16 protein-coding genes and 1 pseudogene are annotated in these 14,294 nt (G+C 61.5%); 4 read left to right on the top strand and 13 right to left on the bottom strand.

Going from position 1 to position 14,294, the window contains the following annotated elements; translation table 11 throughout:
• Positions 1-259 (top strand): annotated as a pseudogene (locus BLR85_RS25395) (IS1634 family transposase); the annotation flags it as partial.
• Positions 260-832: 573 nt separating this feature from the next.
• Here BLR85_RS25395 and BLR85_RS25405 read toward each other — a convergent pair.
• The 12 genes from BLR85_RS25405 to BLR85_RS25460 form a co-directional block, all read right to left on the bottom strand.
• Positions 833-1,258: a DUF302 domain-containing protein gene (locus tag BLR85_RS25405; protein WP_093164064.1), complete on the bottom strand. Its 426-nt coding sequence runs from the start codon at positions 1,256-1,258 to the stop codon at positions 833-835.
• A gap of 81 nt (positions 1,259-1,339) precedes the next feature.
• Positions 1,340-2,608, bottom strand: a complete 1,269-nt coding sequence (locus tag BLR85_RS25410; RefSeq protein ID WP_093164067.1) for an NAD(P)/FAD-dependent oxidoreductase — start codon at positions 2,606-2,608, stop codon at positions 1,340-1,342.
• Positions 2,609-2,663: 55 nt separating this feature from the next.
• Positions 2,664-3,374 carry a c-type cytochrome gene (locus BLR85_RS25415; RefSeq protein ID WP_093164070.1) on the bottom strand — a complete coding sequence of 237 codons (711 nt, stop codon included), beginning with the start codon at positions 3,372-3,374 and terminating at the stop codon, positions 2,664-2,666.
• Positions 3,374-4,447 (bottom strand): c-type cytochrome, encoded by a 1,074-nt coding sequence (locus BLR85_RS25420; RefSeq protein ID WP_093164097.1) that lies wholly within the window; start codon positions 4,445-4,447, stop codon positions 3,374-3,376. The genes BLR85_RS25415 and BLR85_RS25420 overlap by 1 nt, the downstream gene beginning before the upstream one ends.
• A 304-nt stretch (positions 4,448-4,751) precedes the next feature.
• Complete coding sequence (soxC, locus tag BLR85_RS25425; RefSeq protein ID WP_093164073.1) at positions 4,752-6,023, bottom strand: sulfite dehydrogenase; 1,272 nt, start codon at positions 6,021-6,023, stop codon at positions 4,752-4,754.
• A gap of 61 nt (positions 6,024-6,084) precedes the next feature.
• On the bottom strand, positions 6,085-7,788 hold the full coding sequence (gene soxB, locus BLR85_RS25430) for a thiosulfohydrolase SoxB (protein ID WP_093164076.1): 1,704 nt from the start codon (positions 7,786-7,788) through the stop codon (positions 6,085-6,087).
• A gap of 124 nt (positions 7,789-7,912) precedes the next feature.
• Entirely contained in the window at positions 7,913-8,770 is an 858-nt protein-coding gene (gene soxA, locus BLR85_RS25435; RefSeq protein WP_093164100.1) for a sulfur oxidation c-type cytochrome SoxA, read from the bottom strand.
• A 77-nt stretch (positions 8,771-8,847) separates the two neighbouring features.
• Positions 8,848-9,177 carry a thiosulfate oxidation carrier complex protein SoxZ gene (gene soxZ / locus BLR85_RS25440; protein ID WP_093164079.1) on the bottom strand — a complete coding sequence of 110 codons (330 nt, stop codon included), beginning with the start codon at positions 9,175-9,177 and terminating at the stop codon, positions 8,848-8,850.
• A 27-nt stretch (positions 9,178-9,204) separates the two neighbouring features.
• Complete coding sequence (soxY, locus tag BLR85_RS25445; protein WP_093164102.1) at positions 9,205-9,621, bottom strand: thiosulfate oxidation carrier protein SoxY; 417 nt, start codon at positions 9,619-9,621, stop codon at positions 9,205-9,207.
• 48 nt (positions 9,622-9,669) lie between these two features.
• Positions 9,670-10,149 (bottom strand): sulfur oxidation c-type cytochrome SoxX, encoded by a 480-nt coding sequence (gene soxX, locus BLR85_RS25450; RefSeq protein ID WP_093164082.1) that lies wholly within the window; start codon positions 10,147-10,149, stop codon positions 9,670-9,672.
• Between the two features lie 399 nt (positions 10,150-10,548).
• Complete coding sequence (locus BLR85_RS25455) at positions 10,549-11,118, bottom strand: thioredoxin family protein (protein ID WP_170844760.1); 570 nt, start codon at positions 11,116-11,118, stop codon at positions 10,549-10,551.
• 28 nt (positions 11,119-11,146) lie between these two features.
• Complete coding sequence (locus BLR85_RS25460; protein WP_093164085.1) at positions 11,147-11,881, bottom strand: cytochrome c biogenesis CcdA family protein; 735 nt, start codon at positions 11,879-11,881, stop codon at positions 11,147-11,149.
• A 71-nt stretch (positions 11,882-11,952) separates the two neighbouring features.
• Between BLR85_RS25460 and BLR85_RS25465 the strand changes: the two genes are divergently transcribed.
• From BLR85_RS25465 to BLR85_RS25475, 3 genes are all read left to right on the top strand, one after another.
• Positions 11,953-12,348, top strand: a complete 396-nt coding sequence (locus tag BLR85_RS25465) for a thioredoxin family protein (protein WP_093164088.1) — start codon at positions 11,953-11,955, stop codon at positions 12,346-12,348.
• Between the two features lie 152 nt (positions 12,349-12,500).
• Positions 12,501-12,875 carry an ArsR/SmtB family transcription factor gene (locus BLR85_RS25470; protein ID WP_093164091.1) on the top strand — a complete coding sequence of 125 codons (375 nt, stop codon included), beginning with the start codon at positions 12,501-12,503 and terminating at the stop codon, positions 12,873-12,875.
• A 61-nt stretch (positions 12,876-12,936) separates the two neighbouring features.
• Positions 12,937-13,992: a YeeE/YedE family protein gene (locus BLR85_RS25475; RefSeq protein ID WP_093164094.1), complete on the top strand. Its 1,056-nt coding sequence runs from the start codon at positions 12,937-12,939 to the stop codon at positions 13,990-13,992.
• A 12-nt stretch (positions 13,993-14,004) separates the two neighbouring features.
• Here the strand turns inward: BLR85_RS25475 and BLR85_RS25480 are convergent.
• The coding region (locus BLR85_RS25480; protein ID WP_170844761.1) for a transposase at positions 14,005-14,294 on the bottom strand (290 nt) is incomplete at its 5' end.

Raw genomic sequence — 14,294 nt, forward strand, 5'->3', positions numbered from 1 at the left:
CCCCGTCCACCACCGCCTGCCGGACCGCATTCGCGCCCACGCGATGATCTGCTTCCTGGCACTCATCCTCTACCGCGTCATGCGCATGCGCCTGAAAGCCAAAGGGCAATCCGCCAGTCCCCGAACCGCCCTAGACCTGCTTGCGAGGATCCAGCGGCACACCACGCACATCGGAACCAAAACCTTCACCGGAACCTCAAGGAGCCAGCCCGAACAGCTCAATCTTTTCGAAGCACTCAACATCCCAAAACCCGCCTGAAAGACGCCTGTTGTGGCAATTCCCGCCAGCTCACGTAAACGATATCAATTGCTTATCAGCTTTACTGTCGAACTTGAGGATGTCGGATCGCATCGGCAGACCGGCGACATCCACGCGCGGGTGGATCGTGGTCATGAAGCTGCCTCTGGAACGGCCGAAATCCAGTTTTGGAGATTTCCTTTGGTGCTCCCCGGCGCAAACCTCAGTGCTGTCGATAAAATCCGGGTAAGGCCACTGCCCTCCAAAGCAAGTCGCTGGGTCGTAAATCCAGGTCATTTTGACGAGTGGCGCGGCGTGCGCGCGAGTGGCGCCAAGTCGACAGAACCCGAACGGCCTTCAGCGCTCGAAAAAACGCGTAGACGGTACCGGAAGGCATCAATTTCGGCGGTTGTTGCAACGCCTGCAGCACTTCGCAGCATACGGACGAAAGGAGCGCACCATCAATCCGCCGGATTAGGCACTCGGTGCACGCTCGATGAAGCCCCACCGTGACAGCCCCTTCCCGGATAGCGGACGAGGTTGCTCAAAAGACCGCCGGGCCCGAATTGGAGCCGGCGGTTTCCGTTTTGTCGTTTACTCGCCAACGGCCTCGGCAACGATTCCGGAAAGGAGTTCCTCGACCTGCTGCATCGGGCCTTCGGGGTAGCTGCGATGCCCGACCTCGACCTTGCCGTCCTTCTCGATGACATAGACCGTGTAGGGGCAATGGACGATGTTCATCGGATCCGCTTCCATGACGGCGCGCGAGACCTTTGCGGAGCAGAACAGGAAGATATCCGCGGCCTCGAAGATTTTCACGTCGCTGCCGACATCCGCGGCGGTACGGGCGAGCATTTCTCCGGTGTGGCTGACATAGTCGATGACGAGTCCCTGCCCGACAATAGCGCTTTCGACTGCAAAGGTCGCGTCATCAAAGCTGCCATCGTAATCGGTCAGGACCATGTCCTGAGCGAAAGCCGGCGACGAGACCAGAACTGCGGCGGCAAGAAGTTTTTTCATCTGTCTTTCCCCTGAATTTACATGTTCCCCTGGAATGCACGAGGGCGAAGGCCTCGCCCCCGGCGGCTTTTGGAGGCACGCTCAACCGAACATGTCGGTGGTGATGCCCGAATACCAACCGACGGATTCCTCGAAGGTCGCCTTGCGCAGTTCGGCATCTTCGCCCGTCTGTGAGATGAACCCGTCCACCTTGGCGATCTTTTCCTCGGTCGCCTCGTAGGTCGCACCAACCTTAACACCATTGTCAGTCGAGATCAGCGACCAGCAGGTATTGGTGAACTTGGCCGGGAAAACCTTGGAGCCAGTCAGCGCACCGCGGATCGCCATCGCGGCCACCTTGGCCTGGCTGTTGGCAGCGAAGCCCGATTTCGGCATGTCGCCCTGGTTGGTCGCGTCGCCGAGCACGTGGATATTCTCGTCGACCCGGCTTTGCATGGTTGCGGGAACGACCGGCGCCCAGTTGCCCTCGGTGACGCCAGCCATCTCGCAAACCCGTCCCGCCTTCTGTGCCGGGATCACGTTACAGACATCGACCTTGTTCACCTCGCCATCGATATCGACCGTCATATCACGCGGGTTCACGCGCACATTGCCGCCTCCGAAATCGGGACCGAGCCGGTCGATCATGCCGGCGTAATGGGCCTGCCAGCCTTCCTCGAACAACGCCTGCTTGGAGTATTTCTCCTTCGGATCCGCGATCAGGATCTTGGCGGTCGGGTTCACCTCGCTGAGCTTGTGAGCGATCATCGAGATGCGCTCATAGGGTCCCGGCGGGCAGCGAAACGGGTTGGGCGGCGCGATCATGCAGAACAGCCCGCCCTCGGGCATGGCTTCGATCTGGCGCTTGAGCAGTTCCGTTTGCGAGCCACCCTTGTAGGCATGGGGCATGGCGTTCTGGGCGGTGACATCCCAGCCCGGCATGGCGCCGTCGACGAAATCAATGCCGGGCGCCAGCACCAGCCGGTCATAGGGCAGGACCGATCCGCTCGAAAGCGTCACCCTCTTCGTGTCGCGGTCGATGCCAATGGCGAATTCGTGGATGACATTGATGCCGTAGTCGGAAGCCAGCGTGCCGTAGCTGTGGCCGATAGAGGCGAGATCCCGGAAGCCTGCGATATAGAGGTTGGAGAAAAAGCAGGTGTAGTATTTGCGGCTGGGTTCGACCAGCGTCACCTCGATGCCGCCCTTGCTGTCCTTGGCCAGGTAGCGGGCAACCGTCGCGCCCCCTGCCCCGCCGCCGATCACGACGACCCTGGGTTTGCCGTGGTTATCGCCCCAGACAGTTGGCGCGGCAAGCGCGGCCGTCGCGGCCGCGGAACTGCCGATGAAATGCCGTCGGTTCAGCTTCATTTCTTGTCCTCCCTTTTTTATGACCGGCTCCCCAACCGGTTGCCCCGAAACGGAGCTATTCTCCGAGCGCCCTGAAATAGGTCGCCAGAGATGCGATCTCGTCATTCGACAGCCGCCCGGCCATCATCTGCATCACGGGATGTTCGCGCACCTTGTCCTTGTAGGCGTGCATGGCGATGACGAAGTCCTCCTCGGGCCAGCCGGTGACCGAGGGGATGCCCTCCATCTCGCCATCGGCGCGGTGGCAGGTCAGGCATTCGCTGGAAAGGTATTCGCCGTATTCCGGATCGCCGACGATTGCGAGAATGGCCGGATCTACACTGTGATCGGTGCCGATCGCCGTCGGAGCCGCTTCCGGAATATTCTGCGGATTGTCGGAGTTCTCGCGCAACCAAGCGAGCACATCGGCACGTTCCTGCGGGTTCTGGATGCCCTTGAAAGTCATCTTGGTGCCCTTCAGAAAGTCACGCGGATCGGTGATATAGGCATCAAGCTGGTCCAGATCCCAGACGCGCCCCGCCTCGCCGGCGGCGAGCATCGCCTTGGAGTAACGATACCCCTCGGCCGCGCCGAAAGGTCTTCCGAAGATGAAATTGAGATTGGGGCCAACCTTGTTGGAGGCGTTGGGACCAATGCGGTGACAGGTACGGCATTGCTTCCAGTATTCGGCGCCGCGTTCAACATCACCGAATTCGCTCGCCCCGGCAGATAAGGCCGGAGCGAGCAAGGTCACGGCCAGCGCCGCGAAAATTCGCGGCGCCGCCACTACGGATGGGCCTTGAGATAGGCGGTGATCGCCGCGATATCGTCGGCCTTCTTGAGCCCGGCAAAGGACATCTTGTTCCCCTTGATGTACTTCTTGGGGGCTTCGAGGTATCCCGCCAGCGTCTCGTCATTCCAGACAAGCCCGCCTTCGCCCGCCTCGATCATGGCATTGGAATACTTGAAGTCGTCGCCGGTGCCGGCTGCGCGCCCGACAATACCGTTGAGGATCGGACCGACCTTGTTCTTGGCATCCTCGCCCACCTGGTGACAGGCCTTGCACTTCTTGAAGACCTTTTCGCCATCAGCAACCAGCGCCGGATCGACGGCGGCGGTTTCTTCAGCTGCAGGCTCTTCAGTAGCCACGGGGGCAGCTTCTTCGGCCGCGGCTTGCACGACCGGGGCCTCGTCGGCAGGTGTGCTTTCCGCAGCCGCCATCTCGGTTTCCGCCGGGGCCTCTTCGGCAGCCGCTTCGTCATCGCCGCCGTGATCCGGGGTCACGTCGAGAACCGCGGCACGCATGGTGATCTCCACGCTCTCCTTGCAGTTTTCCATGCAAGGTTCTGCACTGAACAGGCCCAGCTCGGTCTCGGCCCGGTCGTCGATGATGAAGCCATCGGCATTGGGCATCTCGACATCGAAGAAGGTGTCCTTCGACAGGACGAAATCTTCATCCACGAGGTCGTTCGAGAAGAGGATGTAAGCCACGATGGCATAGACATCGTCATCCGACATGGTCTGTGCGGCACCAAACGGCATGGAGCGGCGGACATAGTCGAAAGCGGTCGAGAGATACGGCCAGTAGGAGCCGACCGTCTTGAGCGGGTCCTCGCGGTTGAGCGTGTTCATGCCGCCGGCCAGCTTCGGCCAGTTGTCGACGCCTTCGGCAAAGTCGCCATGGCAGACGGCGCAGTTATCGGCAAAGACCTCCTCACCGGTCCAGACATCGCCTTCGCCATCGGGAAGGCCGGTGCCATCAGGCAGGATATCGTGGTTCCAGGCAGCGACCTCCTCCGGCAGGGCCGGACGGCCGAGGCCGATTTTGCCCATGGGCGCGGCAGTATCGTCGCCGGCCATGACGTCGGTATCGCCCTGCCCGTCGAGCGTGTCGGTCGAGCCATCCACGACGGCAACCGCGGCAGCCGGCGCGGCGGCTTCCGGAGCGGCTTCGACTGTCTCGACCGGTGCGGCTTCCGCTGCCGGCTCCACAGCCTCGGTAACCGTTTCGGCAGGCGGCGCCTCGTGCGGGACGGCAGCATGTTGTGCGGTGGCCATCGCTGCCTCGTGCGCGGCAATTGCGGCCTTGTTCGCGGCGCGTTCGGAGAGACCGACCGAGAGCGCGATGGCCGAAACGCCGACCACGCTCACCAGCGCAAGTTGATTAGGAAATTTCGACATTTTCGGCCTCCCCGTTCGCCTTGACCCACCAGGTCTGGATGCCGTTGTTGTGATAGATCGAATTCAGGCCACGCACTTCGCGCAACTGGTTCTTGGTCGGCTGCACATAGCCGGTCTCGTCGCGGGCGCGGCTCTGCAGGAACATCTCTTCGCCGTTCCACTCGATGTCGAGATAGAAGCGGGTCAGCGCCTTGGACTGCCCGGGCGCCGCGAGACGCGCCTTTTGCCAGTTCTTGCCGCCATCGAGCGTCACATCGACACCGGTGATCGCGCCACGGCCGGACCAGGCCAGGCCGGTGATGACCAACGGGCCGGGGCCGTGCTTGATCGGCGCTTGCGGGCTGGGCGAGGTGACGACGGATTTCGCGTCCATCTCCCAAGTCCATTTGCGCGAGATGCCGTTTGCCAGCGTATCGGTGTATTTCGAGGTCTCCTCGCGGCTCTCCACGGCAACTTCCGTTACCTCGATGCGGCGCAGCCACTTGACCCACATGTTGCCTTCCCAGCCAGGAACGACGAGGCGGGTCGGGTAACCATGTTCCATGCGCAGCGCCTCGCCATTGGCCTTGAAGGCCACGAGGCAGTCATCGAGCGCCTTTTCGAGCGGGATCGAACGACCGTTGGACGAGGCGTCCGCGCCCTCGACATAGACCCACTTGCCCTCGGGCTTCACGCCGGCCTCGTTCAGCAGCGTGCGCAAGCTCACGCCGGAATATTCCATGTTGTGAATCATGCCATGGGTGAACTGGGCGCCGTTGAGCTGGGCGCCGGCCCATTCCATGCCGGTATTGGCCGCGCATTCGCAGAAATAGACGCGGTTTTCGCGCGGGAAACGCTCCAGGTCGTTGTAGGTGAAAACCAGCTCCTGATCGACGAGACCGTTGATCATCAGCCGGTAGTCTTCCTTGCGCAGCTCGATGGCGCCGGAATGGTGGCGTTCGAAAGCGCAGCCCTGCGGCGTGATCGTGCCGTCGAGCGCATGGATCGGCGTGAAGTTGATCGAGGAGATCGTATCGGCGGTCAGCCACTCCACGTTGCGACGCACGACGTCGCTCTCGAACTGGATCGGCATGCCGTAAGGCGTCGCATCGACGCCCGCGCCGGTGCTCGAGGCCCAGTCCTGCATTTCGGTGATAAGCGGGTCGGGTCCGCTGGCCTTGGCGGCGGCGGCAGCCACGGCACCGGCCCCGGCAGCCGCGGCCCCGGTCAGGAACTGGCGACGCGAGGCGCCATTGCCTTTTTGCTTGGTGGTCATCGGGGATGTCCCTCCTTGTTGTGGAAACGCCGCCCCTCGCGGGGCGGCACATGTCGGATTATCAGGCGCCAACCACCTTCACGGAGGTGTTGGGCTTTGAACTCACGGTGCCGAGCTTGCCGATATGGCTCTCGACAACGTTCCAGATCTCGGGGCCTTCGGTGCCCTCGTTCACGCTCGCCCAGCCGGCAACCATGTAGGTCTTGGCCGGGTCGATCGCCTCTCCGGTCTTGAGCAGCGTCATGTTGGAGATGCGCGAGCCCTGCGGCTTGGTGATGTCGATCTCGTAGCCCATACCGCCGATACGCACCATGTCGCCGCCCTGCTGGTAATAGGGATCGGTGTTGAACAGGTTGTCGGCCACGTCTTCGAGGATGACATGGATGAATTCACCCGTCATTTCCGTGCGATAGGCGTTGGGATAGGTCATGGAGGTGACGTTCCAGATATCCTCGCGGGTAATCTCCTGGCCCGGCATCAGCGACGGCCCCCAGCGAACACCCGGGGACATGGCGATGTCGGCCTCGCGCTCGGAGAGCAGCGCGTCACAGATCAGGTCATCCCAGGAGCCGTTGAAATTGCCGCGCCGATAAAGGACGGAATCCATATCCAGCTGGCCGATCACCTCGGTGAGCTGGTCGAGATAGGGCGCGCGCTGCTCGTCGATGAGCGCGGTCATTTCCTTGTCCGGCTCGATCACGTCGGAAAAGATCGGGATCAGCTTGTGCTTGAAGCCCATCATCTTGCCATCGCGCACGTCGAGGTCGACGCGGGAGACGAACTTGCCGTTCGAACCGGAGGCGATGATGATCGTCTCGCCCACCAGAACCGGCTCTGGCACGGCGTCATGGGTGTGGCCGCTGAGGATCACGTCGATGCCCTGCACGCGGGAGGCCATCTTCTTGTCGACGTCGAAACCGTTATGCGACAGCACGACGATCAACTCCGCACCCTCGCCGCGCGCCTCGTCCACCATCTCCTGCATGCGCTCGTCGCGGATGCCGAAGCTGTATTCCGGGAACATCCAGCCCGGGTTGGCGATGGGCATATAGGGGAAGGCCTGGCCGATGACGGCGATCTTGGTGCCTCCCCGCTCAAAGACGCGGTAGCTCTCGAAATTCTCGCTGGGCTCGTCCCATTCCTTGTCGAAGATGTTCTGGCCGAGTGCTGCGAAGGGAAGATCTTCGAGGATCTCGTGCACCCGGTCGGAGCCGAGAGTGAACTCCCAGTGGAAGGTCATGGCATCGGGCACCAGCTTGTTCATCACGTTGACCATGTCCTGGCCTTGCGTCTGATAGCAGGTATAGGAGCCGTGCCAGGTGTCGCCGCCATCCAGCAGCAGCGCATCGGGACGCGCCGCGCGGATCGAGTTCACGACGGTGGCCACGCGGTCGAGCCCGCCAACCTTGCCGTATTCCTTCCCGAGTGCCGCGAAATCGTTATATGTCAAGGCGTAAGCGGAGGGCGATCCGTCCTCGATGCCGTACATCTTGCGGAAATCGGCGCCGGTGACATGCGGGATCTGGCCGCGGGCATCGCCCACGCCAAGGTTGATCTCCGGCTCACGGAAATAGATCGGCTTGAGCTGCGCGTGAATATCGGTGACATGGATCAGCGTTACATTGCCGAAAGTGTCGAAATCCAGGAGCTGGTCCTGCGTCAGCGCCTGCTGCGCGGCCAGCCGGGCCCAGTTGCCAAATCCGGAGCCGCCGACGATGGCCGATGCGGCCATGGAGACCTGGAGGAAGTCACGGCGCGAAATCATGCGATTCTTGTCCTCGATAGGGCGCGGCCTGCCGTGTCAATGCGACAAACATGCGCGTTTTTGAATATAATTGACCGGAAAAAACCCGCAGCGAGCTTCCCCGCTGCGGGCCATTCCGATCTGGTTAGTTGCGGACGGACGGTCCTTCGACCGACAGGCCGTTGCCGCGCGAGGCGACGTAAAGTTCAAGCGCCACGAATTCCGGGCTGCCCGGCGAATAGGTTTCGGCGCGGGTATCGCGCACGCAGCCCTTGAAGCGGTCGTGGACAGAATTCAGCTTGGCGTTCTTCAGACGATAGGCCGGGAAGGCATTGATCTGACCCTGGCTGAGATGGTCGGCACGGATCATGTTGCCGTAATTATCCTCATGGCAGTTGGCACAAGACAGCTCCAGTTGCCCGGTCCGGGTGTAGTAGAGCTCCTTGCCTTGCTCCCAAGTCGGCTGGGCCGGGCCATCGATGGCGACGTTCACCGGAACGCCACGCGAAGCGTAGGACATCAAAGCAGACATGTTGGTCATTTCGGTGCCGGTGTATCCCCATGCCTCGGCACCCATCTGCTCCGTCCGGCAGGAATTGATCGCCATTTCCAGCGTCCAGACCTCTCCGGCATTCTCGTTCCACTTCGGATAAACCGCGCGGATACCGACCATCTGGTCGTCATCGAGAGTCCCATGGCAATCCGAACAGGCCTTGCCCGCGGTCCCCTCAACCTCGTCCCAGGTTTCCATCGCCGCCTCGACAGCGAGCATCCCCGGGTTGTCGAAGTCGTCGCGCTGCATGTCGCGGGTGTCATTTTCCCGGAACAGCCAGCCAGACATCACCTCGTCGATATTTTCCATATGCGCGGGCGCCGCCGTCTTGGTGACGATCTCTGTCTCACCGTTGACGATCAGCTCATCTTCGACCGGGTCGGCGTTCGCGCTACCTGCCGCGGCCACGGCAAGGGTCAGGCTGAGCGCCGTCATTGCCTTGAATTTCATGGTCATGTCCTCCCTGTGGGTCATCCCGCCCCGGACAATGCGTGCCGGGGCGGGTTTCCTGCAGTTGCCCAAAGGGCTTAGCCGATCGCTATTTTCTTGCTGTCTTCGTAGACCGACCCATCGTCGTCATACCAGGTGAACTTGAATTCACCTTCCTCCGGCACGAGCGAGTCGAACTCGATATAGGGGTTGGTCGAGATCGCCGGCTCCAGAGTCACGTCGATGACGGACTTGCCGTTGAACTCGCACGTGAAGCGATTGATGATCGAGCGCGGGATCAGGTTACCGTCCTTGCCCTTGCGCTGACCCGATTCCATGTTGTGGGAAATCAGGGTCTTGATCGTGATCGTATCGCCGGCGGCCGCCGATTTCGGCACCTTGACGCGGGGCTTGACACCATCTGCCATTTTTTTGCTCTCCTAATCTCTACCCGATCAGCCGCCGCAGCCGCCGATGGTGACCTTCACGGTCGAGGAAGTCTTGACGAAGCTGCCATCGGCCATCTTCGCAATTGCGACGACGTCCTGCGTGCCTGCCAGGCGAATACGGGTCGAGGCGGCTTGCGAGCCGGCCAGTTCACCGAACTTGAATTCCGCCACACCCGGGGTCGGGTTGCCGGAGGCGAGGATCAGGATCGAAGCGGCTTCGGGAGCGTCCACACCGATCGGAACCGTGTTGCCGTTCTCTGCGATCTCGGGGGCGGTCAGCGTAAGGCCACCCTCGCCCATTTCCGCACCACCGGTGAAGGCAGCGATTGCATCTTCGACGGCGGCGTTCACGCGGAAGGGCATGAAGCCCATCGCGGCGGCGCCAAGGCCAAGGGCCAGCGTCTCGCGTCGTGAGAAATTCATCTCTTTCTCCTTGGTTGCCAGCCCCATTCCTGGAGCCGATTTCGTTGATTACTCTTTCAGCGTCACGAGAAACGCGACGAGGTCTTCGATCTGCTGCGCCGTCAAAAGCGGCTCGATCTTGTCCAGCGCGATGCCCTTGCCGGTGTAGGCGTCACCCGGACGGATGAAGCCTTCGACCTTGTAGAAGGACGGCATGATGGTGCCGTCGTAGGTGTTCTTGGCATTTGCAACGATGCCGCGGATTTCGCCCTCGGACCAACGGTCCGCGACGCCATCCAGCGACGGGCCCACATTGCCGGGGAACGGCACATCCGCCAGCGCCGTCACCTCGTGGCACGAGACGCAATTGCCAATGGACTTGGAGCCGAACACTTTCGCGCCCTCTTCGGCGTTGCCGGGCATCCCCGACAGGGATGCGGCAACCGCTCCCGCTTCGTCATAGGCAACGTCGCCCGGGGCGACGGTCTCGGCGATGGCAGGGGCTGCCAGAATTGTTGCGGCAATTGCCGCGGAAATAGCGCGTTTCATAGTACCTCCCGTAGCGACGCTCTCGCGATGGCTGCGATTATCCTCCGTTCGCTCGGGACAACGTAGCGCACCGAAATCCCCTGAGGCAACAACAAATTCAACTATCTGAATTACCATTTGCAATAAGAATGATTTCAAACCGGCCCAAGATCATGATCGAAAGTTGCGCCACCCTGAAAATATCTTGCTTAACCACGAAGTTATGCTGCGTTTGTCTGCGCAAAAACTGTTCGAACCGTATTCTCCCATCGGGTGGAGACACACCGGAAAAGCCCTATCGAAAGGCTCGCCAATCGGGTCTCCCACCGCTGCATGGAAGCTCCTGCTCCGAGGCTTGTCACAGGGTCTGGGGGAATCGCTTCACGGGGCGGACAAGTTCCGCCCCACGTCCGGATCGCGCTATTGCGCGCCCCCACGTTCCTTGATCTTGCGGGCATGGTAACGCTGGAAATCCTCGCCCGTGTCATAGACCTTCTCGTTCACCCAGAGGAGCAGATCGTATGTGGTGTTGGCGCTGAAAGCGCCCGGCATCGTCGCCACAGCGGCCGCGTTCGCGGCCATGCCCTCGGGAACCTCTTCAGGCAGGAACAGAATCAGCGGTGTGAACAGCAGGCCCCATTTGCGCGCCATGTCCGACTCCGGCAGCGCCTCGCCATCGAAATCCGTCACCTCGATATCGCCATGCATATTCAACTGCACCACAAAGAAATTCTCTGAGATGTAGTCGGAGACCTTCGCCTGCGAGAACACCTCCTCGTGCATCTTCTTGCAATAGATGCAGCCACGCTGCTCGAAGATCAGCATCAGCCGCTTGCCCTCGGCATTCGCTTCGTCGAGATCCTCGCGCATATCCTTGAAGGTGTCCCGCATCCACGGTTGCTTGTGCAATCCGTCATCGCCCATCTCGGCCAGCGCCATCGGCGCGGCCAGAACTAACGCAGCCAGGGCGCCAATAAGCCTCTTCAACATGTCGTCCTCCCCTTGAACAAAGCCGTGATTATCCGATCGTCGGCACGAAATTCAGCATCCATTCGGCGATCAGGTTGACCGAGTTGGTTCCGATCAGCAGGCCGAACAGGATCAGCAGCACGCCCATCGCCTTCTCGACGACCGGCAGGTGTTTCCGGAATCCTTTCATCCAGCGCATGAAGGGGCCGATGAAAAACGCCGCCAGCACAAAAGGCGCGGTCATGCCCAGTCCATAGACAAGCAGCATCCCGGCCCCCTGCCCCATGCCGCCGCCATCCATCGCCACCGTCATCAGGATTGTCGCCAGCACCGGGCCGACGCAGGGTGTCCAGCCAAAGGCGAAGGCAAGCCCGATCACGTAGGCCCCCAGCCAGGAGACGTTCGACGTATCGCCAGCCTCGGCCCGGAACTGCCGATAGAGAAACCCGATTCGGATCACGCCGAGAAAATGCATCCCCATGACGATGATGATGGCCGCGGCGACGATCCGCAGGATGTCCATATACTGCCCGACCAACTGCCCGAAGGCCGAGGCCGAGGCGCCGAGCGCCATGAAGATCGTCAGGATGCCGAGCGAAAAGAAGATCGCCGAGATCACCGCGCGTCGCCGCACATCCGGCGGGATCGCGCCTTCGGCGGTGATCTGGTGCATGCCTGTTCCAGCCATGTAGGACAGGTAGAACGGCACGATCGGCAGGATACAGGGGGACAGGAATGACAACAGCCCGGCCAACGCCGCCCCAGCCCAGGATACCTCGGGCATGAATCCTCTCCCTTGTCCCATTCACACATTCAGATTATGTTGGTGTTAGCGCGACAGTCAATTGGACGAGAATGCCACAGATCGCCAAGCTCCTGCGCCCGGCCGTTGCCGGGGTCGTATTTGCCTTTGCCGCGTTGCCGGCATGGGCGATAGAGCTTGTCATGGTGCAACAGGCGGGATGCCATTATTGCGCCCGCTGGAATGCCGAGATCGGGCCGATCTATCCGAAAACGGCGGAAGGCGTCTATGCGCCCCTGCGTCGCGTGGAACTTGGCGGCAAAGAGATGAAAAAGCTCAAGCTGCAAAGACGGGTGAACTTCACCCCGACTTTCGTGCTCGTCGATACGGCGGGTGTGGAAATCTCCCGGCTTGAGGGATATCCGGGGGAAGATTTCTTCTGGGGGCTTCTGGAACGGATGCTTCTGGAACAGACCGATTACATCGCACCGTCCGTGGACGGCAGTTGAGATCGGACGAGAGGGGGGATTCGCGGGGTGTTTCACCGTGCATTATGGTGAAATTGCCTCAAACCGCGCCCGAAGGGCCGACAATCAGGGTCCGCAGTTGAAATGGCGGCCCTCCGGATGCGATCTGGGATTGCGAACGGGATGGAAACAAAATGGAAGACCTGACAGCCCAGAATCTTGAATCGGTGCTCCCGGTCATCACTAGCCTTACCACCGATGACGAGATTGACCAGATAGTCACCAATGCCACACAGGCCTCGAACTTTCTCAAGGCCATCAGTCATGAAGGCCGGTTGATGATCCTGTGCCACCTGGTATCGGGCGAGAAATCGGTGACGGAGCTTGAAAAGCTGCTCTCGGCCCGCCAGGCGGCGGTGTCCCAGCAACTTTCCCGGCTGCGCCTCGAGGGGCTCGTGCAGCCGCGGCGCGATGGCAAGACGATTTACTACAGCTTGACCGACGATCGGCCGCGCAAGATACTCGAGGTCGTCTACGAGCTGTTCTGCAAGGAAGGCGACACCTGCTAGGCCGGTTTAAAAGGGTGCGCCAGATGCCCGACCCCGGCCGGCCAGCTGGGGAGGGCTGTGAATGGGTGACACCCTGGGAGATGCCGCGCTTGTGGCCATTCTCGGATTTTTCGGCGGCCTTGGATTGGGCCTAGCGGCTCGTTTGGGCCGCTTTTGTACGCTTGGCGCCATAGAAGACGCGCTTTATGGCGGTTCCGATATCCGCCTGCGCATGTGGGGCATCGCGATCGGCACGGCCGTGCTCGGTTCCTTCGGACTGGCCGGCGTCGGCCTGCTGGATTTTCAGGACAGTTTCTATCTCAACAATGGCTGGAACCCCGTCGCGCATGTCGCCGGCGGGCTTATCTTCGGCTATGGCATGGCGCTGGCCGGCAATTGCGGCTACGGCGTGCTGGCACGTGTCGGCGGTGGCGACCTGCGCGCCTTCGTCATCGTGCTCGTGATGGCCATCGCCGCCTATTCCGTCATCTCCGGCCCATTTGCCGCGTTGCGGGTGCAAATCTTCCCGGAAGGTCTTTGGGCCAGCGATGCGCCGGCCGGATTCGCCCATCTGCTCGCCGAAACGACAGGGCTCTCCCCCATCCCCATCGGCATGGGCTTTGGCGCCATGATCCTCGCCGCCTCTCTCGCGCCCGCGCGCATGCGCAGCGAAAAAGGCGCCCTGTTCTGGGCCGCCGTGGTCGGCCTGTCGATCACCGCCGGATGGGCCGCGACGGCCTTTGTCGCCGACCGCAGCCTGGGCGCCGTCCCGGTCGAGAGCCACACATTTTCCGCCCCGCTTGGCGACACGGTGCTCTACGTGATGCTGGCCTCGGGCATGAAGCTCAATTTCGGCGTCGGCTCCGTGGCCGGCGTGCTCTGCGGTGCCTGCATCGGCTCCCTCCGCCGTGGCCATTTCCGCTGGGAAGCCTGCGAGGACCCGCGCGAATTGCGTCGACAGATCGGCGGCGCGACCCTGATGGGCTTCGGTGGCGCAATTGCAATCGGTTGCTCCGTCGGCCAGGGACTCTCGGCCTTCTCCCTGCTGGCCTTTTCGGCCCCGCTGACACTCGGCGCTATCGCAATCGGCGCATGGCTCGGCCTGCGCCAGCTTATCCATGGATTTGCAACGCTCTAGAGCGTGTCGCGTTTAATCGGCCTCATAGCCTGCGGCTTTGAAGTAGTTGTAGCATTCTTCGTCCGAGAAGAGGTTGCAGACCTGTCCGACGGCGGCCCAGAGTTGGTCATAGGTTCGCGCGGCGGCCTTCCTGATCAGTGTCTTGAGTTTCGAGAAGGCCATCTCGATGGGATTCAGATCTGGGCTGTAGGGTGGCAGGAACAGGAACCATGCACCAATCGCGCGTAGGGACGCCGCTGCGGCCGGGGCTTTGTGGCTCGACAGGTTGTCGAGTATGACAACGTCGCCTTCGCGCAGCGTCG

Origin of the sequence: Aliiruegeria lutimaris (genome assembly GCF_900099935.1) — a bacterium.
Lineage (GTDB): Bacteria > Pseudomonadota > Alphaproteobacteria > Rhodobacterales > Rhodobacteraceae > Tropicimonas > Tropicimonas lutimaris.

Coding starts and splice junctions, on each gene's coding strand:
- soxY (WP_093164102.1), bottom strand. CDS start 9,621: ATGAATTTCTCACGACGCGAGACGCTGGCCCTTGGCCTTGGCGCCGCC.
- BLR85_RS25455 (WP_170844760.1), bottom strand. CDS start 11,118: ATGTTGAAGAGGCTTATTGGCGCCCTGGCTGCGTTAGTTCTGGCCGCG.
- soxB (WP_093164076.1), bottom strand. CDS start 7,788: ATGATTTCGCGCCGTGACTTCCTCCAGGTCTCCATGGCCGCATCGGCC.
- BLR85_RS25475 (WP_093164094.1), top strand. CDS start 12,937: ATGGGTGACACCCTGGGAGATGCCGCGCTTGTGGCCATTCTCGGATTT.
- BLR85_RS25460 (WP_093164085.1), bottom strand. CDS start 11,881: ATGCCCGAGGTATCCTGGGCTGGGGCGGCGTTGGCCGGGCTGTTGTCA.
- soxC (WP_093164073.1), bottom strand. CDS start 6,023: ATGACCACCAAGCAAAAAGGCAATGGCGCCTCGCGTCGCCAGTTCCTG.
- BLR85_RS25405 (WP_093164064.1), bottom strand. CDS start 1,258: ATGAAAAAACTTCTTGCCGCCGCAGTTCTGGTCTCGTCGCCGGCTTTC.
- BLR85_RS25410 (WP_093164067.1), bottom strand. CDS start 2,608: ATGAAGCTGAACCGACGGCATTTCATCGGCAGTTCCGCGGCCGCGACG.
- soxA (WP_093164100.1), bottom strand. CDS start 8,770: ATGAAATTCAAGGCAATGACGGCGCTCAGCCTGACCCTTGCCGTGGCC.
- soxX (WP_093164082.1), bottom strand. CDS start 10,149: ATGAAACGCGCTATTTCCGCGGCAATTGCCGCAACAATTCTGGCAGCC.
- soxZ (WP_093164079.1), bottom strand. CDS start 9,177: ATGGCAGATGGTGTCAAGCCCCGCGTCAAGGTGCCGAAATCGGCGGCC.
- BLR85_RS25470 (WP_093164091.1), top strand. CDS start 12,501: ATGGAAGACCTGACAGCCCAGAATCTTGAATCGGTGCTCCCGGTCATC.
- BLR85_RS25420 (WP_093164097.1), bottom strand. CDS start 4,447: ATGGCCGGCGACGATACTGCCGCGCCCATGGGCAAAATCGGCCTCGGC.
- BLR85_RS25465 (WP_093164088.1), top strand. CDS start 11,953: ATGCCACAGATCGCCAAGCTCCTGCGCCCGGCCGTTGCCGGGGTCGTA.